Source organism: Candidatus Gracilibacteria bacterium (assembly GCA_041658685.1).
In the GTDB taxonomy this organism is placed as follows: Bacteria; Patescibacteriota; Gracilibacteria; order UBA1369; family UBA12473; genus JBAZZS01.
In genome coordinates this window covers 108,529-132,108 of record JBAZZS010000002.1, presented here as the reverse complement: position 1 = coordinate 132,108, position 23,580 = coordinate 108,529, and the positions used below count along the sequence as shown (strand labels likewise).

17 protein-coding genes and 1 tRNA gene are annotated in these 23,580 nt (G+C 40.4%); 9 read left to right on the top strand and 9 right to left on the bottom strand.

What is annotated here, in order from left to right:
- Nucleotides 1-496: 496 nt before the first annotated feature.
- The 4 genes from WC882_03045 to WC882_03030 all read left to right on the top strand — a co-directional run bounded on the left by WC882_03045 (nucleotide 497) and on the right by WC882_03030 (nucleotide 7,071).
- A tRNA-Glu gene (locus WC882_03045) sits at nucleotides 497-572 on the top strand.
- A gap of 236 nt (nucleotides 573-808) precedes the next feature.
- The gene (locus tag WC882_03040) at nucleotides 809-4,618 is read left to right on the top strand and encodes an S-layer homology domain-containing protein (protein ID MFA5842625.1); all 3,810 of its coding nucleotides are present in this window, start codon (nucleotides 809-811) and stop codon (nucleotides 4,616-4,618) included.
- A gap of 117 nt (nucleotides 4,619-4,735) precedes the next feature.
- Nucleotides 4,736-6,103, top strand: coding sequence for a UDP-glucose/GDP-mannose dehydrogenase family protein (locus WC882_03035; GenBank protein ID MFA5842624.1), 1,368 nt, complete (start codon nucleotides 4,736-4,738; stop codon nucleotides 6,101-6,103).
- An 8-nt stretch (nucleotides 6,104-6,111) separates the two neighbouring features.
- On the top strand, nucleotides 6,112-7,071 hold the full coding sequence (locus WC882_03030; GenBank protein MFA5842623.1) for an NAD-dependent epimerase/dehydratase family protein: 960 nt from the start codon (nucleotides 6,112-6,114) through the stop codon (nucleotides 7,069-7,071).
- On the opposite strand, the gene WC882_03025 is transcribed toward WC882_03030, so the two are convergent.
- Both WC882_03025 and WC882_03020 read right to left on the bottom strand, forming a co-directional pair.
- Nucleotides 7,019-7,642, bottom strand: a complete 624-nt coding sequence (locus WC882_03025) for a hypothetical protein (GenBank protein ID MFA5842622.1) — start codon at nucleotides 7,640-7,642, stop codon at nucleotides 7,019-7,021. The two genes, WC882_03030 and WC882_03025, sit on opposite strands and share 53 nt — an antisense overlap.
- A gap of 8 nt (nucleotides 7,643-7,650) precedes the next feature.
- On the bottom strand, nucleotides 7,651-8,982 hold the full coding sequence (locus tag WC882_03020; protein ID MFA5842621.1) for a DUF2142 domain-containing protein: 1,332 nt from the start codon (nucleotides 8,980-8,982) through the stop codon (nucleotides 7,651-7,653).
- Between the two features lie 59 nt (nucleotides 8,983-9,041).
- Between WC882_03020 and WC882_03015 the strand changes: the two genes are divergently transcribed.
- From WC882_03015 to WC882_03000, 4 genes are read left to right on the top strand one after another with little or no spacing between them, the layout of a single operon-like run.
- Nucleotides 9,042-11,762, top strand: coding sequence for a hypothetical protein (locus WC882_03015; GenBank protein MFA5842620.1), 2,721 nt, complete (start codon nucleotides 9,042-9,044; stop codon nucleotides 11,760-11,762).
- Between the two features lie 2 nt (nucleotides 11,763-11,764).
- Nucleotides 11,765-12,139, top strand: coding sequence for a hypothetical protein (locus WC882_03010; protein MFA5842619.1), 375 nt, complete (start codon nucleotides 11,765-11,767; stop codon nucleotides 12,137-12,139).
- Nucleotides 12,129-12,521, top strand: a complete 393-nt coding sequence (locus WC882_03005; protein MFA5842618.1) for a hypothetical protein — start codon at nucleotides 12,129-12,131, stop codon at nucleotides 12,519-12,521. Before WC882_03010 ends, WC882_03005 begins: the two co-directional genes overlap by 11 nt.
- The gene (locus WC882_03000; protein ID MFA5842617.1) at nucleotides 12,505-13,800 is read left to right on the top strand and encodes a nucleotide sugar dehydrogenase; all 1,296 of its coding nucleotides are present in this window, start codon (nucleotides 12,505-12,507) and stop codon (nucleotides 13,798-13,800) included. Before WC882_03005 ends, WC882_03000 begins: the two co-directional genes overlap by 17 nt.
- Before the next feature lie 44 nt (nucleotides 13,801-13,844).
- Here the strand turns inward: WC882_03000 and WC882_02995 are convergent, their stop codons facing one another.
- From WC882_02995 to WC882_02980, 4 genes are all read right to left on the bottom strand, one after another.
- Entirely contained in the window at nucleotides 13,845-14,765 is a 921-nt protein-coding gene (locus WC882_02995; GenBank protein MFA5842616.1) for a transketolase C-terminal domain-containing protein, read from the bottom strand.
- A gap of 2 nt (nucleotides 14,766-14,767) precedes the next feature.
- Nucleotides 14,768-15,577: a transketolase gene (locus WC882_02990; GenBank protein MFA5842615.1), complete on the bottom strand. Its 810-nt coding sequence runs from the start codon at nucleotides 15,575-15,577 to the stop codon at nucleotides 14,768-14,770.
- Nucleotides 15,578-16,129: 552 nt separating this feature from the next.
- Nucleotides 16,130-17,251, bottom strand: coding sequence for a formyltransferase family protein (locus WC882_02985; GenBank protein ID MFA5842614.1), 1,122 nt, complete (start codon nucleotides 17,249-17,251; stop codon nucleotides 16,130-16,132).
- Between the two features lie 8 nt (nucleotides 17,252-17,259).
- Nucleotides 17,260-18,363 (bottom strand): DegT/DnrJ/EryC1/StrS family aminotransferase, encoded by a 1,104-nt coding sequence (locus WC882_02980; GenBank protein ID MFA5842613.1) that lies wholly within the window; start codon nucleotides 18,361-18,363, stop codon nucleotides 17,260-17,262.
- A 517-nt stretch (nucleotides 18,364-18,880) separates the two neighbouring features.
- Between WC882_02980 and WC882_02975 the strand changes: the two genes are divergently transcribed.
- Nucleotides 18,881-19,822, top strand: a complete 942-nt coding sequence (locus WC882_02975; protein MFA5842612.1) for a glycosyltransferase family 2 protein — start codon at nucleotides 18,881-18,883, stop codon at nucleotides 19,820-19,822.
- Here WC882_02975 and WC882_02970 read toward each other — a convergent pair.
- From WC882_02970 to WC882_02960, 3 genes are all read right to left on the bottom strand, one after another.
- Nucleotides 19,774-20,331: a hypothetical protein gene (locus WC882_02970; protein MFA5842611.1), complete on the bottom strand. Its 558-nt coding sequence runs from the start codon at nucleotides 20,329-20,331 to the stop codon at nucleotides 19,774-19,776. The two genes, WC882_02975 and WC882_02970, sit on opposite strands and share 49 nt — an antisense overlap.
- Nucleotides 20,332-20,631: 300 nt before the next feature.
- A complete protein-coding gene (locus tag WC882_02965; protein MFA5842610.1) occupies nucleotides 20,632-22,221 on the bottom strand; it encodes a hypothetical protein in 1,590 nt (529 codons plus the stop codon).
- Nucleotides 22,194-23,054 carry a hypothetical protein gene (locus WC882_02960; protein MFA5842609.1) on the bottom strand — a complete coding sequence of 287 codons (861 nt, stop codon included), beginning with the start codon at nucleotides 23,052-23,054 and terminating at the stop codon, nucleotides 22,194-22,196. Before WC882_02960 ends, WC882_02965 begins: the two co-directional genes overlap by 28 nt.
- Nucleotides 23,055-23,580 lie beyond the last annotated feature (526 nt).

The window sequence follows — 23,580 nt, the reverse complement described above, 5'->3', positions numbered from 1 at the left end:
CGAAAAAATAAAAAAGAAGAATAAAAATGCATTTATTAAGGTATAAAAGAGCAAAAAAACGCTTTGGGTAGTCGGAAAACAGCGTTGATTAGTTGATCATTTGGAATGAATAGGCGAACCGAAAGTATATTTCGCAACAATTCAAATTGATTAGTCAAATAAGTAGAAAATGAATAGGTGGAAAATAGTCTTAAATAAAAGAGAAATAGAGATTTGATTAGTCGAGGGATGGGTGAGGATGTTATGTGTTGGGTAGTCAACAAATGTGTAAAAAATGTAGATAACTTGTTGATAAGTCGATTTTAAATGGGGTGTTAAAGTGTAGCGATGATAAATGGCTTAAAATAAACAAATTTAGATATTTGGTTAGTCGTAAAATAATATGTTGGTTAATTAACCAGTCATAAAAAAACGTTTTTAGGGGCTAGTTTTGGCTTTCTTCTGCGAAAAAGGTATTGCATCAAATTTCAGAATACTATAAGGTTTCGCAAGTTATGGTCTCATCGTCTAGCGGCCCAGGACACCACCCTCTCACGGTGGAGACACGGGTTCGACTCCCGTTGGGACTACCAGAAAAGGTAAGAAAATAAAAACAAGGTTTGTCACGGATAAGTTTGAAACAAATGTGAAACATTCGCGTTATCAAGTGTTGTACGATAATAGATGAGTTATGAGGCTCCTTGAAAAATAGGGATTAAGTGTTGGACAGGGCCGATTCGTCGGGTTTGTCCCGAATAATTTGTGATTTTGTTTCTGTTTTTATGTTATTTACTCTCTTTTTTTATTCATTTTTTTAACCTCTTTTAACATGGAAAAGCTACGCAAGCTTATTGCAAGCGTGAGTTTGGCTGCGTTGATTGCCTCTTTTGGCTTCAGTGCGGTTGCTCAGGCTGCAACTTTTTCCGATGTTTCAGAAGACCATTGGGCATACGCGGCTGTTGAACAGCTCGTTGCGGATGGGGTTGTCGATGTGGCGGATACGTTTCGCTGCAACGAGAGCTCTCAACGCGCCGATTTTGCCAAAATGGTTGCTGAAGCTTTCGGCTTAGGCGACAGTACCGATTATGACGCGGGATTCTCCGACGTCGTGGCCGGTGCTTGGTATGCAGTATATATTAATGTATTGGCCCAAAACGGGGTCATGACCGGAGACACGGATGCCAATGGGGATCTCACCGGAACCGTTCGCCCGAGCGCTTACGTCAATCGCGCCGAAGCTGCCAAAATGGTTGCTTTAGCCGCCGGGTTTGAATTGGTCACCCCCACAGGAGATGTATTCTCCGATGTGGCCGACGTTGACGCTTGGTATGCTCCTTACATCGAGACTCTCTATGAAAATAGTGTGGTTGTCGGTCAAGGAGACGGGACTTATCTCCCAAGCCAAAATGTTTCTCGTTGCGAAGTGTCCGTTATGCTTTATAAGGCCAAGAACCCGGTCGCTGTCGACCCGGTTGTCGACCCAGTCGTTGACCCAGTCGTCGACCCAGTTGTCGACCCGGTTGTTGACCCGGTCGTAACTTCCACCGGAACCTTAACGGTTGCCCTTGGAGATGAAATCACAGGAACTTCCGTTCCCCAACAAGCCACTCATGTTGAAATCATGAATGTGGACTTTACGGGTAGCGATGAAGACATCACAGTGACCGACCTTGTTGTCGCTCGTAAGGGTGTCGGTTCTGCTGCGGATTTTACAAGTCTTTACCTCTACGACGGAGCGGATCGCTTGACCACAGGTCGCACGATCAGCACTTCAACCAATACAGTCACATTCTCCAGCTTGGATGTGGATGTTGCGGCAGGGGAAACAGTTACTTTAACTTTGGTGGTGGACTATGCCGATGGGCATTCTGCCAACAGTGATTACTTCCAAGTCGAAAGCGCCGATGCGGTCACGCATAATGGAGTTGCGACAGAAGGAGATTTCCCTCTTTCCAGCGAAGAATTCTCTATCGCCGGACAAGATGCGGGAACAGTCACTATTGCAAAATATGGAAGTCTTTCCAATGTCACCGTTGGAGAACAAGGCGCTGAAATTGCTAAATTCCAAATCACCGCCGCCACGGAAGACACTTGGCTCAACCAAATTTCTCTTCGTGTTCGAGGAGGCATTTCAGGCTCACTCATTGGAAATTTCGTCCTCTATAATGGAAGTGATGAAGTTGCATCAACTGAAAGCTTGAACAGCAGTGATCTTATGGTGTTTGTTTTGGACACTCCGATTGAGATTGCAAGCGGAGACACCGAAACTTTCACTGTGAAAGCCGATATCGGTTCCGCCGATGCTGCAGATACCATTCTTGTCGACCTCGATGAGAATGCGGATGTCGTTGCCATCGGAGAAGTCTACGGATTTGGTTCCGGAGTTACTTCCACCAGCTACGATGGAAATACAGATGGAGCTTCGTCCACCCTCTGTACGACTGTAACTTGGGAAGATGCTTCTTGTACCACCGTTGAAGGGGGTCAAGTGACCGTTTCCTTCAATGGCCCAACCGCCAGCGATGTTGGAGTCAATGAAAAAGATGTGTCCATGTTTGAATTTTCAATGGCCGCACAGGCGGATGTTGAAGTTCGAAAATTGACCTTCACATTGACGGCTTCGACCGCTGAAGTCGCCAGAGACACAGGTCTTATCGAGGATGCCGCCACCGCCAACTTCACGGACATCAAGATCGTGGATATGGATACGGGAACGATCGTAGGATCCACTCAAGATGTTTCCATCACCGGCAGTGATACGGCTCAAACTTTCAATTACACCGATACTTTCAGCATCGATGCCGGAGAAATCCGTAATCTTGCTGTTAAATTGGATATTGCAAACAATTCCGCTTTAGCCGGACAGACAGTCTACGTCACAATGAGTGCTGTCAGTACCAGCGAAGGAATTCGAGATGTGGATACTGGAGACTATGTCACCGACATCGTTCCGTCATCCGCATTGACCGGAAATACCATGTCTGTTAAATCTCCCAGCCTTGCCGTTTCTCTCTCTTCCGCTCCGGGCGATCAAACCGTAGTGAAGGGGAACGATGATGTCGAAGCTGTTGGATTCGCTTTAACAGCGGGATCCGCCAGTGACATCACGGTTTCCAGCATCAAACTTACAGGGTATGTGGATGAAGATGGAACCGGAATCTCTTATGCTTATGGCGCAACCAGCAACAGCGTTAGCATCGATGAGGTCGTTGAATCCATTACACTTTATGATGGAAATGGGACTTTAATCACCACCACATCGGGTGTATTCAATTCTTCCGGAACAGTCACGTTCTCAAGTCTTGATTGGCTCATTGCCAAAGGAACCACCGCAAGATTGGTTCCGGTCATCGATATCAGCTCCAGCGCGTATTACAACAGCACGGTCGAAACCATTGCTTTAGACCTTACTGACGTATCCGCCGATATCTCTTGTGAAGACGAAGATGGTCATACGGTGACCGCAACAGGAGATGCTAAGAATGGAGGCACGTCCCCCAATACAGTGATAACCGTTCAAAATGTGGGAACGGTCACAGTTGCTTCTTCACTCAGCCCGGTCTTAGACGACGCGGCCATTGCAGGGAATGATTCAAACACGGATCCTCTCTTGGTGGCTCGTTATAAGATCTATGCTAACAACGAAGCTTTCACTGTAACGGAAATGAAATTCAAGAACGATTCAGGTGCTGATAATACCTATGAAGACAGCGATGCCATTTCCACTGTCATCTTGAAGTACCCGGAATCACTTACCGATTCAGATACTTTGAGTGGAAGTTCTGAAGTGACTTTGCTCGACGGAGTCGCCTCATTTACAGGGCTCAACATCGCCGTTCCAAAATCCAGCAACACCGATGAAAATGCCATCAATGTAGAAGTCTACGTTGTCACAAATGAACTCAGTTCTACAGGAGCATTTTCTTCCGGATCTCAACTCGAAATGGATTTTGATTTTGACTCCAGCACTCCGGGCTTCAAAGCCATTGGAGCTGGTTCTCAAACCACCATCACGGACGCCTCTTCAAGCGGACTTGGAATGGCTGCGGATGTGGATGCAAATGAAATCGCGCTTTACCAAGCGTTGCCGACCTTTGCCTATCATTCCAGCACAGCTCAATGTTCCGGATCTTTGAGTGGGACAACCTCGGATAAAGTTTACTGCTTCAGTGTCACCGCTACCGGCGGAGCAGTTGCTCTTTATAAACTTAACTTCGATGCCAGCGCGAATCTCTTGAATACAGGGACCGCCGCGGGCCAACTCGGAGTTACGAATGGTTGGACCATCACGGAATACGATTCTTCCGGTTTGATTGGTTCTTCGCTCGGAAGTGGGACATGGGCTACCAATGCCGTGGCCATCACTTTCACCGCTGAAGAAGTGATCGCTGAAGGCCAAACCGCATACTATGTGGTTCAAGCCCCGATCACCTATACGGACAGCACGGATACTTCAAGCTTGAGTGTATCTCTCAAACAAGATACGGCTTACGAAGCAAACGTCGCTGCTGCCAGTATCACAGGGAAGGTTGTTTGGTCTGATCGCTCAGCTGCCAGTCATACAACGTTAACTACGGACTGGACCAATGCTTACAAGCTCGAGACGTTACCGACCACAACTTTGAGATCTGCTGAGTAGTAGATTGATCAATTACGAGGAAGACACATTAAAGTGATCTTCACCCTAAAGAGGGCTCCCCGAAAGGGGGGTCCTCTTTTTGCGTATACGGCTTTTTATTTGTATCCGAATCCTTCCATGCGATACAATGCCCGCATGAAAATCACCGTCATCGGGACAGGATATGTGGGGATTGTGACCGCCGCTTGTTTGGCTGAAATAGGTCATGAAGTTTTGGGTATAGATAAGGATACTAAAAAAATAGAAATTTTAAAAAAAGGAGAAATCCCCATTTACGAACCCGAATTAAAAGAATTAGTGAATCGTAATCAAAAAAAAGGGAAACTTCATTTTGAAACCGACTTTAAAAAAGGAATGGAATTTGGAGAGATGGTTATCAATGCGGTGGGGACTCCGGAAATTTTAAATTTAAATGGCCCTCAAATTGATTTGAACGCCATTTATGATGTGGCGCTTGAATTCGGTAAATTCGTGTCCAAGAAGACTCTTTTTGTGAACAAATCAACGGTCCCGGTCGGGACCACGGAGGTCATGGAAGGGCTCATCCGGGAAACATTAAAGAAACGCGGGATCAGCAACTTAAACGCCTCCAAACTTTTTTCCATTGTTCATAACCCGGAATTTTTACGCGAAGGCACGGCCATTGAAGATTTTTTAAAACCGTATCGAATTGTAGTGGGAGTCAATGCGTCGAGTGCACGCCTCAAAATGAAAAAATTATATGAGCCGATTTTAAAAAAAGGTTATCCCATTCTTTTCACAGATCTTCGCACCGCGGAAATGATCAAGTACGCGTCCAACGCTTTTTTGGCCACCAAAGTTTCTTTTATCAATGAAATGGCCAATTTTTGCGAACTCTCGGGAGCCGATATTCGAGAAGTTGAAAAAGGGATGAAATGGGATCCTCGCATTGGCCAAAATTATTTAAAGGCCGGGATTGGATATGGAGGGAGTTGTCTGCCCAAGGATGTGCGCAGCCTCATTCAGCAAGGGGAAAATAAGAAATACGAATTTAAGCTCTTGAAAGCTGTGGATGCGATCAATATCGCACAACCTTTACGTTTGATTCAAAAAATAAAAGGGGTTTATCCGATTTTAAAAGGTCTTAAAATCGCGATTTGGGGAGTGACGTTTAAACCCGAAACCGATGACTTGAGGGAGGCTCCCGGGCTTCAGATCCTTTCTCGTCTGTTGGAAGAGGGAGCCGAAGTTCGCGTTTTTGACCCCAAGGGAATGGAAAAATTAAGAAAAACAGTTTCTTCAAAAAATATTTTTTATATGCGAACTCCGGAAGAAGCCCTCAAGGGCGCGGATGCCTTGTTGGTCTTGACCGAGTGGGACGCCTTTAAGAAAATTCCTTTAAACACATTGAAAAAACAAATGAAAAATCCGGTGCTGATTGATGCGAGGAATTTTTATGATAAAGTAAAAGTAAAAAGAGAAGGGATTGATTATGTCGGGATAGGAAACGATTTTATTTTATAAAAAAATATATGAAAAAATATATTGTAACCGGAGGGGCTGGATTTATAGGATCTAACATCGTGGAGGCACTCGTAAAACGAGGGGAAATAGTGGTGGTCGTTGATGATTTTTCAACAGGGAGCAGTGAAAACTTAAAAAACATGAAAGATCATATCGAAATTGTAAATGGATCCATTGAAAATTTAGAATTATTAAAAAAAACTTTTCAAGACGTAAAATGTATTTTTCACGAAGCTGCCATGCGGTCGATCCCTCGATCCATTAAAGATCCAATCGGTTCCGCTCAAACCAATATTTTAGGCACATTGAATGTCCTTGTCGCGGCACGAGATTGCGACGTTGAGAAAGTAGTTTATGCCAGTTCTTCATCGTCTTACGGGGCACAGGAAGGGCAAGAGGCTCGCGTTGAAACGCTTCCGGCAAAACCCCTTTCCCCGTATGCCTTAAGTAAGTATACAGCGGAAGAATATTGTCGTATTTTTCATGAAATTTATGGACTTACAACCGTGAGTTTGCGTTATTTCAATGTGTTTGGCCCCAAACAAGATCCCGCCTCGGAATACGCAGCAGTTATCCCTAAATTTATTGCCGCGGCATTGAACCATACGGAAGCGGAAATTCACGGAGACGGTACTCAAAGCCGAGATTTCACTTATATTGATAATGTGGTGCATGCCAATCTATTGGCTGGGGATGCCCCGAATGAAAAAGTGGCGGGACAGATGTTTAATATTGCTTGTAACGAGACCGTTAGCCTTAAGACGGTCTGGGAAAGCATTGAAGCAATCACAAAAATGGAGATTAAAAAGAAATTCACTCCAACACGCGCCGGAGATATGCCGTTTTCTTTAGCTGATATTTCTAAAGCAAAAAAAACATTTGGTTACACACCGATTGTTCCCTTTAAGGAAGGGCTTAAGAGGACGATTGAATGGTATCAAAAGGGGGTAAAATGATTTTCCGAATAAGGGCCCAAAGAAAGAAAAACAGAGGGAAAACAGGTAAAATACGCCAAAAAAGTCGTTCCCATAGGACAATATAAAGGGCTTCAAAAAAAGAAGTATCTTGTTCGTAATAAGGCTGGGAAATGAATTCCGAAGAACCCGTTGCTGGAATAGCCATTTGAATCATAGAAGTATTGGAGGTATCTGCCCGGATGGTTATTGTAAACGTTTGACCTTGCGAGTCTTGAATGGGGGTGAATTTCAGTGTGGCGATGTCATTCCAGAAATCAATGGGGCTCAAGTCAAAAGAAGCATATTCTTCTCCGGTTTTATTATTCTCAACAAGAAATATATAATGATCCCTCGAAGGAAAAATGGGGTCAGGGCAATGCATGAAAATATGAATTTCTGACAAGAAATTTTTTTTTGCCTCGAACATAATAACAGGGGGATTAAAAGGCGTTACAGAGAAAAAAGCCGGGTTGCGTTGAAGGTTTAAACGTTCGGTTTGGAGAATATTGGAATTCAAATAAACGCTAACCAAAAAAGGACCGATAACGACAAGGAAAATAAAAATAATAAAGATACGACGCATACGAAAAATTAAAAATAGAAACGGGGGACAAAAACGCTACCCAGATAGAAAAAATGAATAAACATAAAAATCAGAATCGCGGAAACATAAAAGAAACGATTAAGACGAAAAGGTATTAAAAAGCGCCATCCTTCCAAGATCAAAATAAAAAGAGGAAGAAGGAGGACTAGATAATAACGGCCCTGGAGGGCTCCGAATTGCAAAAGATCGGAGACATAAAGAGCATTATAAATCAAAGAGCCTAATTCAAAGAAGAGAATCGTTAGAAAACAGTAAACAAGAATTAAAGCGTCGTGTTTATATTTTAAAATCTTCCATACACTCATCCCAAGGCCAATGAACGTGAAAATGGCGAAAAAATAAACAAACAGAGGGGGGATATAAACGTCAATCCAGCCAGCGCCGCTGCCGCCCCAAAATCCTTTAAAAAGGAGAACCCAACGTTCAATAAAAAAAGTATAAAGATACGACGGATCGGAAAACAATTTTAAATAGGTCAATGAAGGGAGACTTAAAATGGATAAAAGCTTTCCCAGTGCTAAAGAAGAAAAAGTCAGTAAAAATAAAAAGGAATAAAGAAATTTAACTCGTTTGGAGAAAAGGAAGGCTAGGGCGAAAAAAATGGGCAAGAAAACACCTGTGATTTTGATAAAGCAGCCAGCGAGGCTGACAAGAATGGCGATGGCAAGGAATCGACGGAGAGACGAAAAAGGCCCCTCTCTTAAAATAAAAGAAAAGGAGACCCAAAAACAAAAAATAAATAATAAATTAATAAGGGAATCATAGCTAATGGAAACATTTACAATAAAAAATGTTGGAGTAAGGGCAATAAGAACAGGGAGTAAGGTTGCTTGCGGAGAATGTTTAAAAAGTAAAGAGGCGATCTTGAAAATACAAAAAAGAGAAAAAACAACGCAAAAAAGCGAAAAAAGACGCACCACATAAAATTGAGCATCCACATTGAACCCGGGAATTAAGACAAGGGGAACGCTAAGAATATAATAAAGAGGAGTCTTTGCAAAAATTTTACAACTTGGATCGTAAAAATAATCAGGAGAATGATGTCTGAGTTCAACCGGAGCCGCAAAAGAGCTTAAAGGGTTGGCGCGAACATCGTTGCTACGATAATGGCCGGAAAGTAAATGAAGGTCTTCCAAGCAGAGGGTTGTTGCCTCGGAAGAATCTTGGAAACCATTCAACAAGGAAAATTCCCATAGTTTAATCTGGGAAAAATGGAACGCTTCATCCGGGCCTTGGAAAGGGGGCAACAAAAAACTCCATAAAAGTCCCAGCGCCAAGAAAAAGCCAAGAAAGTATTTTATTTTACCTGTATTCGTCATAGAATAGAAAAAGTGAGAAACAATATCTATTATACAAACTTTAATCCATTTTGTGCCAAATGAAAAAGATTTTAGGGACAATCATTTCGTTGATCGGACTTTTAATTGTTTTTCCCTGTACAACACAAGGGGTTGAAAAAGAAGGAAATAATATTGAGGCTTATTTTCAAGCCCAAGGATTCAACGTGGTGGAGTATCCTTGTGTTTTAGGTGAATCCACCGAGGAAACCCTAAAAGAGGTACAAGAAAATCAATGGTATTCACTCAATTTGGGAGACTTGGGCTTACTAGAAGATCTACAACAAATTGAGCTTCAATTTGAAGGAGCGGGGGACATGCAAAATCGAACGATTGTCATTGCCGTGATCCCCGAGGACGACAATGAAATCGAAACCCCTCTGGCAACCCTAAATGAGGGGAATGATTTTACCTTAATATTAAAACCTCCTTTTTTCGATCAAAACTATCAATGGAAATGGACTCAAACGCCTTCAACAGGAGAAAATAAAGAAAATATAACCCTTAAAAAAGAATACAAAAAATTTGATTTAAATGCATTTTGTCTCGTCACCGCCCTTGATACCGGGGGCGAAACGTCGGAAGGCCTCTTGCAAAACGCCATCGATAAAGAGTTGAATTTTATCATTTTGGGAAATCAATCCATTGCCCAAGAATTTAATGTTGCATTTGAAGTCACGTCGACGCTGGAAAAGCCAGAAAATTTCACCCTAATAGATCCCGATCATTTCACTTATATCAATGATGAAAAAGGAATTGCGCAATTTGGGAATTGCACGAACGAAAGTTTTTATAATTATCCGGGAGAGAGTGAAAATGCCTTGGTAAAACAATGGGTCTGTCTCGGGGAGGATGCAAATCTACAGAAAATTTTATTTATAAGCCCAGATTTTTTTCTTGTCCCATCCGCTGAAAGAACTATGGCTTTGGGCAACAGTCAAGCAATAGGAATTTATATAAACGGAATCAATAATCAAGGATCTAAGGCATCACGGGAGGGACAATTCGACTTCATAACGCTTACACAGGGGATGACTTTTCTGGGAGGACTGATCCCCCTTTTTTCCCTGGGGCTCGTGATTTTTTTCTTAAAAATTTTTATTAAAGAAAAACCACAAAAATTCACATGGAGTTGTGTTTGGATTCTTTTAGGCTTTGGGTTGATGATGGAAGTTCTTTGTTTTCTTAAAATTGAAGGAATTCCTGTAAGCCTTTTTAAAATTTATTTTGGGCTTTACTGGGTGAGTAGCCTTGTTTTAGTCGCGAGAGGTCGGATTTATTTACTCGCTCCTTTTCAAAAAAATACAATAGGGCAATATTTACAGCACAATGTAGAAGAATTAACAAAATGGACAGGACGATTATTTGTGGGGTCCGGCATCCTTTGGCTTTATCTTTTTTTCTTCTTAAAAGAAGGGCAGTGGATCCCTTTAGTAGGGCTTTATCTTGGATTTTTTGGCCTTTTATTATCAAAACCGATTCCAAACATATTCAATGAATACAAAGAACCTTTTGGGAAAATCATTTTATGGAGCTTAAAAATCTTACCTGTTGTTTTTATCGTACTTTGGGCGTTTTCCAGACTTTATGCCACTTTTACGAGCGACACTCTGTTTTATTGGGCCGCTTCCAAATGGGACACAGCGCAAGAAATTACTTTAACCGATAGAGGCGGGAATGCTCTTCAAGCCTATTACGTGGGTAAGGATGCTGAAATTTTAAGTTTTAGCGACGCTTTGATTACCTTTGATTCCAGAAATGGGAGCTTTCCAACTCAGCAGGTAAAGGTCAGTATGACGCTTAACGCAGGCCAAGAAATAGATTTTCAGCTGTTGAACCGCAACCCCTCACAAAAAGAAAATGCCCTTTTTTATATTCCACGCTTGAATGAATTGAGTTTGATTTATCATGACGAAAAAAACGGGATGGCGATTTATCGATACCCAAACAGTAAAACATTCTCGGCTTCGGCAGAAGACACGGATTTTAAAACTTTTATAAAAAATCATATTTTTGAAGAAAATACGATTGCCGATTTTTCCCTTCAACAAAACAGCTCTTTAAAAACTTCCTTTTTGGAAGAGGGGGAAGAAATTCCTTCCGGGAATCAAACCCAATGGGATGTCCCTCTCGCAGGGAATCAAAAATATAAATTTTACACCGAAGTGATGGATGAAACTTTTTCTCTGGACCTCCACATTAAAAAATTTCCCAACAGCGCTTTAGGAGGGGAATTTTTACAAATGACTCTTTTTGACTCCTCGGGCAATTTAATTACCCAAGAACAAGAAGAGATCAATTATGGATTTTATGACCAAATTCAGAATCAAACTTTTTCATTTAAAATGGATCATTTAAACTCAGGCCTTTACGAGGTAGTCATAGAAGGAATTCCTGGAGAAGTGACTTATTTTAATTCCAACGTTTCAGTAGCTTACGAGATCAATTCTATAACCGTAAATAGCCCTTTTTGGGTTCTTGATAGCGATGAACTTCAGGGGGCGGAGCCCGAGGCATTGGAAGGGGAGCGATCGCCTTTTTCAAATCAAGTCACCGATCATGTTACCTCGGCCACGAAGTATATTTTAATTGAAGATTCGGTCTTAGAGTCTATTGAAATAGAAGAAAAAGAAGGGGATTTGATTTTGAGTAAAATTTTTGACATCGGAGGGGATACCATGTTGCAATGGACTCTCTCTTCTCACAATGGGGAAAAGGAATTTTGGTGGAAATTAAAAAATATAACCCTTGAATTTTTATAAACATGAATTCATTTTTAATAAAATATATAGGGTACTGGTTGTTGAGTTTTAGCATAACCGTCACTCTTGCATTTATCCTTGAAGGGGGGCAACCCACTTTTATACAAGCCGTTTGCATTGGAAGTGCTTTCTTGGGGGGATGTATCCTGGTTTTAAAAAAAGAATATTTCTCAAGCCTTTTTCACTTGGAAGAGAAGATGGAATCAACATCGGATTTGAAAATCTTGATGAGTGTTGCTTTGGGGATTGGTTTTATGATGTTTTTTATATTTCAAGAGCTCACCAGCTCAATGACGAGTTTAGTCTTGGGTGTTTTATGCGCTTTGTTCTTTTTATCTCTTATGATTTTAATTCTTTATGGAGAAAATGAAAATTAATCCACAGCAAAAAAAGAAAATTTTATACAGTGCCATTGGATTTTTTTTATTATTGCTTGGGATGAGCGCACTCACACAAATGGATATTTTAACGGTATTACGCGGATTGATCGTCATCCCTTTGATGACTTTGTTGCCCGGATGGATATGGACACAAAATATTCCCTTTTTCAGAAAAGATCTTTTTATCCGAATCATTTATTCTGTCTTAATTTCCATGTTCTTAACCGTGATCACGGCTTCTATTTTAAGAAAATTTTTATTTGAAAGTATGGGAGATAGGCTTATTATCATGGCTGTTGGCATCCCTGTTTTAATCGGGATATTTTTTAATTTTATTATTTTTATTATTTCAAAACTAAGACATGAAAAAAAACAATAGAACGATCTGCATCGTCGGCTTGGGATATGTGGGCCTTCCTTTAGCCGTGGCTTTTGGCCGAAGCCCTTATAAAACATTGGGATATGATTTAAATAAAGGGAAAATTGCGTTTCTTAAAAAAGGAATTGATCCCAATGGAGAAATTTCCGAAGAAGAAATGGGGGCCACTCAAATCGAATTCAGTGACCATCCCTCAATCATTAAAAAAGCAGACATCATCATCGCTGCAATCCCCACTCCGGTGGATGAGGCGAATATTCCGGATTTAAGCCCCTTGGATTCTGCCTCAAAAATCATTGGAGCCAATCTAAAAAAAGGAGCCATCGTTGTTTTTGAGTCCACGGTTTATCCAGGAGTGACCGAGGAGTTTTGTGCGCCAATCATTGAAAAAACATCCGGATTGAAATTCGGAAAAGATTTTACACTCGGTTATTCTCCTGAACGCATCAACCCCGGAGATAAAGAGCACACCATTGAAAATATTATAAAAATCGTTTCAGGAAGCGATGCAAAAACTCTTAAAATAGTAAGCCAAGCCTACGGGAGTATCATCAAGGCCGGTATCTATGAAGCCCCCAGCATGAAAGTGGCGGAAGCGGCAAAAGTTATTGAAAACATCCAGAGAGACCTGAACATCGGCTTGATCAATGAATTATCGATGATTTTTCACCGCATGGGCATTGAGACTCAAGAGGTTTTAAAAGCCGCGGAAACCAAATGGAATTTTCATCATTATCGTCCCGGCTTGGTGGGAGGGCATTGCATTGGAGTAGACCCCTACTATTTGACTTATAAAGCTCAAGAGTTGGGTTATCATCCTCAAGTGATTCTCGCCGCGCGCCGCGTGAATGACGGGATGGCGGAACAAGCCATAGAATGGCTGGTCCAAAGTTTGGCTAAGCATGGCGATCAATGCATTTCCAAAAGCAAAGTTTTAATATTGGGTGTTACTTTTAAAGAAAATGTGGCGGACATTCGAAATTCAAAAGTGGCGGATTTGGCGCAGGCTTTAAAAAAATATGGGATTGAAGTCCATGCATACGATCCCATCATCAAGGCTTCGGACATTGAAAAATATTTCAAAGTAAAAGCCGTAAAAAATCTTCAGGGAGAGAAAATTTACGACGGGATCATCCTGGCTTCACCGCACAAAGAAATTTTAAAACAAGTTGGAGCCCTTGAAAAAATCGCAAAAAACGCCTGTGTATTTATGGATATTAAAGGAATATTGAGAGATCAATTAAAAAATAAGAAAAATATGATCTATTGTTGTCTTTAAAACAGTAAAAATACAGCCCTTATGCCATTCAAATTTAAGAACTTTTAATGATATAATTTCACAATTGAATCGGTGATTTGTTCTGCAGTGAGTCCATGAATTCGATGCAAATATAAAGGATCTCCGCACTCTCGTGTGAATCGATCTTGAATCCCGAAACGATGAAACACCCGAGGCCGAATAGGCGATTCGCTGAGGTATTCCGCAACCGCTCCTCCCAACCCTCCAATTACGCTGTGTTCTTCCAGTGTAAAAATGGCAGAAGTAGTTTTGATCGCTCGATCAATCGCTCCCGTATCGAGAGGCTTTACCGTGGGCATGCTAAGAACCGTCGTTTTAATATTTTTTTCTTCTAAAAGAGTGGCGACCGCAATTGCCCGAGGGAGCATGGACCCCGTTGAGATTAAAGTAACGTCTTTGCCTTCACAAAGAAGGATGGCTTTACCGATTTCAAAATGGAATTCATGGGGATGGACACGAGGATCATTTTTCTTATTGAGACGAAGATACGCAGGTCCACGGGCTTGAATTAAGGCCCGGGTGGCCAAACGACTTTCCATTGGATCTCCGGGACAGACCACTTTCATATTCGGAAGCGCACGTAGAATCGCAATATCCTCAATCGCATGATGGGTGGGCCCCAGTTGACCATACGCAAGCCCTCCTCCCACTCCAACGAGAGTCACATCCGCTTGGTGCATGCAAACATCCACTCGAATCTGTTCAAAACATCGCATCGTAATGAATGGGACGATGGAGTAAATAAAAACCTTTTTCCCGGATAAAGCGAGGCCTGCGGCCATACTCACGGTATTGGCCTCAGAACATCCCGTATTTAAATATTGATTAGGTAAAGCCTCTGCAAATTCTTCAAACACCGAGAATCCAAGATCGGCGGTCAAAAGGATGATATTCGAGTTCTGTTTGGCCTGTTTTAAGAGCTCTTCGGTAAAAAAAATACGCATAATTAGGAAGATAATTCTTTAAGAGCTTGCGTTTGTTGTTCGAAATTGGGGGATTTGTAATGCCATTCCACCCGATTTTCCATAAAAGAAATTCCCTTTCCCTTTGTCGTATGAGCAATAACAAGACTGGGTTTCCCTATTTCAAAAGGGAGTTTTTGAAAAACCTTCAACAAGGCATCCGTATCATGCCCATCCACTTCCTTGACGGCCCAACGGAAAGATTCCCATTTGGCTTTAAAGGGTTCAAGATTAAGGATTTCTTGGGTCTTTCCACAGCCCTGGAGTTGATTGTAGTCAATTATTGCCACTAAGTTATCCAAGCCCCATTGAGGGGCAGCCAAGGCGGCTTCCCATACACTGCCTTCATTGCATTCTCCATCTCCCATCACCACAAAAACACGATATTTTTTTGCATCGAGGTGGGCCGCATAAGCCATTCCCACTCCTAGGCCCAATCCATGACCCAAAGATCCGGTGCTGACTTCCATGCCTGGGACCATTTTGCAGGTGGCATGACCCAACAAACCACCATTTTGGTAATACGTTTCTAGGATCTTAGGATTAAAAAATCCTCGTTCAGCGAGTGTAGCATATTGAGCGGTGCACCCATGACCTTTGCTTAAAATAAATCGATCACGGTCAGGGTCTGCAGGGTTTTTAGGGTCAATATTTAAGATCGAAAAATACAAAACCGTCAAAATGTCCGCACAAGAAAGGGCAGTGCCCACATGAGAACTTTGCCCAGAAGAAACCATTCGAAGAATATGTTTTCGAATGGCACAAGCTCGAATTGAGAGTTTTTCATTCTTCATAAGAAGAGGGTTTTCGAGCAATGATTCCAAGATTCCCGAGATAAATAGGAAAAGTTAGAGCGTCGAGATTCAGCCAACGAGAACATGTTTGCAGGAACGATTTAAAAAAGAAAGGAAGAGGTAAAAGTTGAAGAAAATAATTTAAACTGACCGTATTTTTTGCTCTAAAAACATCAAGCACTGAAAAACCATTTTTTTGAAAAATTAAACGCATCGTATGTAAATCATAAAGGTAGGCATGCCCAATATCAATGATCGGACATCGTTCTTTAAGCAAGCGCGCTGGGAAAGATTGAATATTGTGATTGATCGCAAAAATAAATCCGCCCTTTTTTAAAACTTTAAAACAATTTTGCAAAAAAATATTGGGATCCGGGACATGATCCAATGTTTGAAAAAAAGTCACTGCATCAAACTGTTCAGGAGGAAACGTCTTTTCATCAAACATACCTTCTAAAATAGAAGATTTCACGTTAGGATGAGCTTTTTGAATCGCACTTCGACTGGGTTCTACTCCCGATACTTTTTTAAATCCCTGCGCTAGCGCTTCTTCTAAAAAAAAGCCATTCGCACAACCAATATCCAAAAGGGAGCCTTTTTTGACTTTATAATTTTTAATCCACTGGCTCAAATAATACCCATAGGTTCTTCGAAGAGGTTTATTTTCGTCTTTATCTGTATAATCACAGACACTTTTCAAATAAAGTTTGGCCAATTGGGTTTTTCCCATAATCGGGTCTGATCGGACGAGGCCACATGTTTTACATTTCACCATTTGATAATGCACGCCATCCCGTTTTCTTCGAGGAGCATAAACCGACGAATCGACACCCCCTTGAGGGAAGCGAGCTTGATATAAAAGGGTCGCATTCCCAAACGTATCGCAAATAGCACATCGCGTCTTAATCATGAATTGCGTTTAGAATCGTAAGAAAGATCTAAGTGGATATACACTCGCTTTCCATTCTCTTCAAAATAAGAAAACGTGCGGCCTGGATAATTGCGGGCACGAAGTCGATTGAGAAATTCTCGACCGGTATAAGTCTTATCGAGATCAATGGGATCCAAAGTGTCCACTTGCTTCCCGAGATGAAAAGAGCTCGGCAACCCTTTTTGTGAAAGACGTGGATTTTTCCCTGACTTAATAAGGGGCCAGTTTTTTTTAAATAATTCCAGAAGAACATTGTAACCCTTTTTATCAAAAGTCCCGGCCGTATCAATCGGTTCGATGGGGATTTTTTCTCGGGCGATAATATCTCCACTATCAATTCCTTTATCGATGTAATGGATACAGGCTCCTCCGGGAGTCCCTTCAATAAAAGGCCATACATTGGGATTTTTCCCGCGATTGTAAGGGAGATAAGCCGAATGAAAATTAATACAACCGTTCGGAAAAAGATTAAAAAAATCGGGGGTTAAAATCGTTCCCCAATACGCCGCAATTCCAATATCGGCATTTAAGTTTTGAATTTTTCTAAAAACAGAAGGTTCCATCAATTGAGGAGCTTCAAAAATAACATCTCTCGAAAGGCCACTGATTTCTACAATTTCATCCGTGAATTTTTGAATTTCCGGAGGATGAATCGCCAAGCCTACAATGGATTCATTGTTTTCTTTCAAAAATCGACAGACCTCACGTCCAACCCAATTGTTCGCAAGAAGAAAAATACGCATAATAAAAATTAAATATGAAGGAGTTCGCGCAAAACTTTACATACATAATCCACTTTTTCCTCAGTCAAATTCACTCCACAAGGGAGATTGATCCCGTTATAAGCCACTTGCCGAGCCATGGGATTATCGGTTTTTTCAAAATGAGGGAAATCACTCAACGGATAGAAAAAAGGGCGAGTATCAATTTTACGTTCTTTCATTTTCCCCATGAGTTCATCGCGCGTAATCCCAAAATCACGTTTCATAACAATAGAGGTCATCCAATACGTGATGGTTACTTTTTCAGGTTGAGTATTCATAGCAAGCCCCTCGATATTTCCTAAGCGTGCTTTATACCAATTGAAAATTTGGGTTTTGAGAGCCACCAATTCATCAATACGTTGCAGTTGAGCCAATCCTAATGCCGCCTGGATATTGGACATATAGTATTTATAGCCAACCGCAGTATGCCAAAATTTTATCGAGCCATCAGCCCCATGCGAACCCAGCCATTGAGCGCGTTTAAAAACTTCATCATCATCCGTCACCATCATTCCGCCCTGCCCTGTGACCATGATTTTGGCACCTTGGAAACTGAAACCAGCGGCATGGCTCAAAGATCCGGGGCGTTTGCCTTTATAGAGAGCTCCAATGGAAGGACAAGCATCTTCAATCACCATTAAATGGTGTTCTTTGGCAATCGCATTGATCGCATCCATGTCCGACACATTGCCATACATGTGAACCGGCATGATGGCTTTTGTTTTGGGTGTGATTCGGCGGAGCACGCTTTTTGGGTCAAGGCACCAGCTGTCTTCTTCAATGTCCGCAAAAACAGGTTTGGCTCCGGTATAAACCACCACATTGGGACAGGCGGCAAAAGTCACTTCCGGAATAATCACTTCATCTCCTTCTCCAATCCCGCACCCCAAAAGAGCCAAATGAAGCGCTCCGGTTCCACTGGAAGTGGTCCATGCGTGTTTTACCCCAATAAAGCGGGCAAATTCTTGTTCAAATCGGTCGATATATTCACTCAGTTTTTCATTCCATCCGTTTTGAAGAGCATCCAAAACATAATCGATCTCTTTTTGAGAAATAGAGGGTCCGGCGGTTAAAATCATGCCAAAATCCATAAAAAAGGAGATTAAAATATTGTTACATGCATAACAAGCAGACAAAAAAGCCAAGAACAACTTTAATGATAGGTGAAAAAAAACACTTATTCAATATCATATGATATGATAACGACAGTGAAAAAAAAGACTACTTTTATTGAATTCATTAAATTTCTTTTTGCTGGAGGGCTTAACACGCTTCTGAGCTATTTTCTTTTTATTTTTTTTTATTTTTTGGGTTTTCATTATGGAGTCGCTTTAATCATGGTGAGTGGCATAACGATCCCTCACGCTTATCTGTGGCAACGGTATTGGATTTTTAAATCGAAAAATAAAATTCATAAAGAATTTATTAAATTCACACTGATTTACATCGTCATTTTTTTTATAAATCTTGGAATATTGAGTTTTTTGGTGGAGTGGATGGGGATGGACCCGCGCTTTGCGGAGATTATTGCCATAGGGATCGCGGTTCTTGTGACCTTTGCGGCTCAAAAATATTGGTCATTTTCTCATCGGGAGCTATAATCCTATTATGAAAACCATTTCCGTCGTCATTCCTTGTTACAATGAAGCCTTAAATGTCCCAGAGCTCCATGAACGATTGGTTTCGGTTTTTAAACAAGTTCAAGTTCTTTATCAAATCATTTTTGTGGAGAATGGGAGTAAAGATAATTCAAAAGAAATTTTAAAAGATTTGGCCCGGAAAGATAAAAATGTGATAGTTCCGATTTTGTCACGAAACTTTGGGCCTCAGGGAGCCTTTACTGCAGGGATGAATTTTGCAACCGGAGATGCCGTGGTTCTTATGGATGGAGACCTGCAAGACCCTCCGGAAATGATTCCTCAATTCATTGAAAAATGGGAACAAGGGTTTCCGATCGTTTATGGAGTACGCACAAAACGTAAAGGAAGTTTATTCCGTCGGATCGGATACAAACTTTTTTATCGACTTTTCCGAAAAATGTCTTATTTGGATATCCCTTTGGACGCAGGAGAGTTTGGTCTTCTCGATCAAAAAGTGGTAAAAGTGATGCGTTCGCTTCCTGAGCGCGATCGGTATTTGCGAGGCCTGCGCGCTTGGACGGGGTTCAAGCACACCGGCGTTTCTTATCATCGACCGGATCGAAAATACGGGGAAACCGCCACCGGATTTTTTGACAATCTCCATTGGGCCATGTTGGGCCTTTTTTCTTTTTCCTACGTGCCCTTGCAATGGATTTCTTGGCTGGCGTTCATCGTGGTGGTGCTTTCTGGAGCCAGTGGTATTTTTTACATCATCAATTATTTTTTAAGCCCGGGAAGTCCTCAAGGATTTTCAACCCTGATTGTGGGGATTTTATTTTTAGGGGGAATTCAATTGCTTTGTCTGAGTATCATTGGTCAATATTTGGGTCGTATTTTTGAAGAAATTAAACAGCGTCCCATTTATGTGATCGATGAAATTCTCAATTCTCATTCAAATTCCAATTCATAGACTCCAATCCAATCTTTAGCAGAAGAAGCCTTAAGTCGTACTTGAGAAACCGGAATATCCATTGAGACCGTTGTGATTTCTTCTCCCGGGAAAAGTCCATACCCCAATTGAACCCATTGAGCATCTCGATTGCATCCCAAAAGCTCCCATTCTTGGATGTAGTTACCTGTTTTTCCATATTCGCCCCAAACAATATCAAAAGAACGGAAAGGATAAAGCTGACTGAATTCAATTAAATAATCCACTTGAAGAGATTGGGGATAGGCAAAAGTTCCTAGATTCTTATCTGTCAAATAAGAAGCCGCAGTTCGAGGTTCCATTTCTTGTACGAGACTCGTTGCTTTTGCGTTTAAGGGGGTTCCATAAGGGACTTCTTCGCGCCCCAGAGTTCCGCACTGAGCCGTTTGGGGCATGGATTGTTCAATCATTATTTTTGAAATAATGAAGGAAGTAATAATGGCCGCAATCACAGAAAAGAAAATCGCAAAAGTATAATTATTCAGTTTCATAAAAATAAAAGCTTAAGAATAAAAAAAAGGTGACCATTAAAGAAATGATCATCCATCCCCGAATAGGGAATAAGACAAATTCATGAAAAAGCCAAACAGAACTCACCCCAATCGCAGCGATCGGTTTTGCCATTTTCGAGGACCAAGCCTCTTTATAAGAAGAAAGTCCATAACGTAATAAGAGGTAGAAGAGTAACCATAGAATCGCCAGCCGAACAAAAAGTTCTTGAGAGTTTAAATTCCCATAACTTCTCTCGATGTCCCATCCTATTAAAAAAGAACCAAGGGTTGTTCCTGAGATTAAACAATATTGAAATAATTTTTGCGTCATACAGGAGGGAAATTTACTTTTAAAATAAAAACATTCTCATTGCTATAAGCGAGTTCAAATAACGAAGAATTTTCAAAAAATTTATATTGGCCATCAAAGGTATAAGTCGCAAGCGGATCGACCATAATCCCTCCTAAACGATTCCGATCGAATTGATAATAATAAAAATTTTGAAAACTTCGGGGAGTGAGTAATAAATAAATTTGCTGGGTCTGAAATTGTTCCCCAATTTGAGCGAGCCAATAAGGGGAATCATTGGGGAAAGTTTTTTCGGTGAAAAAAGTATAGTAAGACGTTAAATCATCTTGTGAATCAGCCTCTTTATTGGTCATCCACGATTGATTGTAAATCCATTCATCAATTCTGGGACTGTTCAAAATGGGTAAATAATAATGAGCAGTGATTAATGTTCCCAGATCGGATAGGAGTACAATTTCCTTTGGATTCGTATGATCATTAAACCATTTAAACGCTTGCAATTCCGACTCGGAAGTAGGGGAAATATTCACGGAATTCATATTGATTTTTACTCCTGTTTGGCACAAAAATGCGAGGGAAAAAAACAAAAAAACAAGAGTCCAATTCCGATATTTAGATTTCTCAATCAAGAGACTTATTCCTGCGGTCCCCCATAGGATAAAACCGAGATTTAGAAAAAAAACCGCTTTATAAGATCCATACGTTTCTCCCAATAAAAGCGATAAAAAAACATAAGGGATCATTAAAACAAAGCCAATGATTATAAATTCTCTCCATCGTTTGAAGTTTTCTTGTAACCCTGAAATTAAAAGAATAAAAACGCCAATCAATCCCAGCCATAAAAAAGGGGTGATTTGATCCAGAGAAAAGGGTAAAGGAGTAAAAACAAGCAACGGACCAAATCGTTGCAATAATAAAGAATGAGCCCCCAGAGCCCCCCCGGCGCAAAACCCAACACAAAGTAAGCCCCAGCCGATATTTTTTCTAAAGATTTTATATAAAACGAAAAACATAAGGAAAAGGCCTAAAAACCAAACATGAATGAGGCCCACTAAAATCAACTCAAAAAAAATCCATTTATATTTCCCTTCCAATACATGCTTGATGAACCAAGGGGTAATGGCATAAATAATAAGAGTGGGCGTAAAAGACGAAAAGTTAACCGGAAGGTCGTAATTATTTTTCGGAAGAATATAAAAAGCCAAAAAAGAGGCGAGTAAGATCCCGAATGTTTTAGAGTGTCTTGTCCCCAAACGATAAACTCCAACGATAAATCCTATTAAAAATAAGGCATGCAATATCCTTGTAAGTAAAACAATATTAATGGGGATGATTAAATTTAATAAACCGAGGCTCGCCGAGAAAGTAAAAAATTTATACCCGCGTATTACCGGATAAGGAATCGTATCAAAAAAAACAATTTGTCGAGCGACTCCAATAAATTCCTGTTCATCGGGAGTTAAAGGAATATCGAAGTGAGTCATCCCCACTCCATTGATAAAAATCGCAATAAGAGAAAGGAGGATTAAAAGCGCTGCAATTTTCCAGTTTTTTAAAAAGTTAAGGAGAGAGGGATTCATTCAATAGAATTATATTCATAAACTTGAGTCTCTCCATTATCATAAACAAGATTAAAATAAAAATTATTAGTTTTAAATTTAGCTTCACCTGTTAGTGACGGATAAACGGAGGTCGTATCCAAAACAGAGGAAGGGAAAAAATTTCCAAGATAATTGATTCCCAATGTTTGACGCGTTCGAGGTGAAATAATAACGATCAATTGAGTGGGCTTGAAATCGTTAAAAATAGTTTGGATGAGATTAAAAGAGTCTCCGGTTAAAAAAGGAGAAGATAAAAAATCAGCAATATCACCCATAAAAGGGGTTTCTGGGTTAGAGAGCATAAAGGCTACTTCTTTTTCTTCTTCAGAATAAAATATAATTCCATGTTTAGAGACCATAAAATTTGAATTTAAACTGTTCGTGTAGGCCAAAGAGGCCACCAAGGTATAATAATCGCTTACAATAAAAGTCGAAGGCATATCATAATTATTTTGCAACCATTCAAACGCTTGTATTTCGGAGTAATCGAAGGGTGGGAATGGGGCAAGTGAATGAGCATAAATAGTCCCCATATAAAAAGTGACTGAAAATATATATAAAATAATTAGTCCGGAAACAATCATTTTTAAATATCGTGTTTGTAGAAAATAATAAAGAGAATAAAAACCAATACTGATCACAATAAAAAGAGCGACATACAGCAAGAAAAGAGTGCGTATATAAATGTAAGGATTCACGAAAAAGAAAAGGAAAAGACTGGTTGAAGTGAGGGCAAGAGCCGAAAACAGTAAAAAAGAAAATCGTTGACGAATGGACGGTTTTAAAAAAACAAAAATCAATCCAATGGCCAACGGAATAAAATAGATAAAATAAGTATTATAAAATTGATGAAAATAAAAATCAGTCCCCCCCCCTGACCAATTTGTAAATGTTAAAATAAGATTAAGGATGGGAATCGAGCTTAATAAATCCCAATTAGGGGAAAGGAAATAAAAACAACCAAACAGCAAGATCGGAATAAAAGAAAGTTTTTTTAAATAAATAAAATTAAAATAGAAAAATAAAAAAATTAAAAAAATTGGGAAGGCGTATGGATAAAAAAATAAAACCAACAAAAGGTCCAATACAACGAATTTATAATGAGTCGAGCTCAAGTGATCGATGATGAGCAATGAAAAAATAGAAAGAAAAAAGGAAGGTAAAAGATAGGCAAGGCCGGGATAAAAATCGGGGCTAGGAGAAAACCCAATCAAAGCAGGCAAGAAAAACGCAATCATTAAATTGAACCGACGGCCGATTTTGTAAGTCATTACGATTAAAAAGAGGAGGCCGAGGCCATGAAATAAACGAAAAAGAAATTCAATAGGGATATGGCTG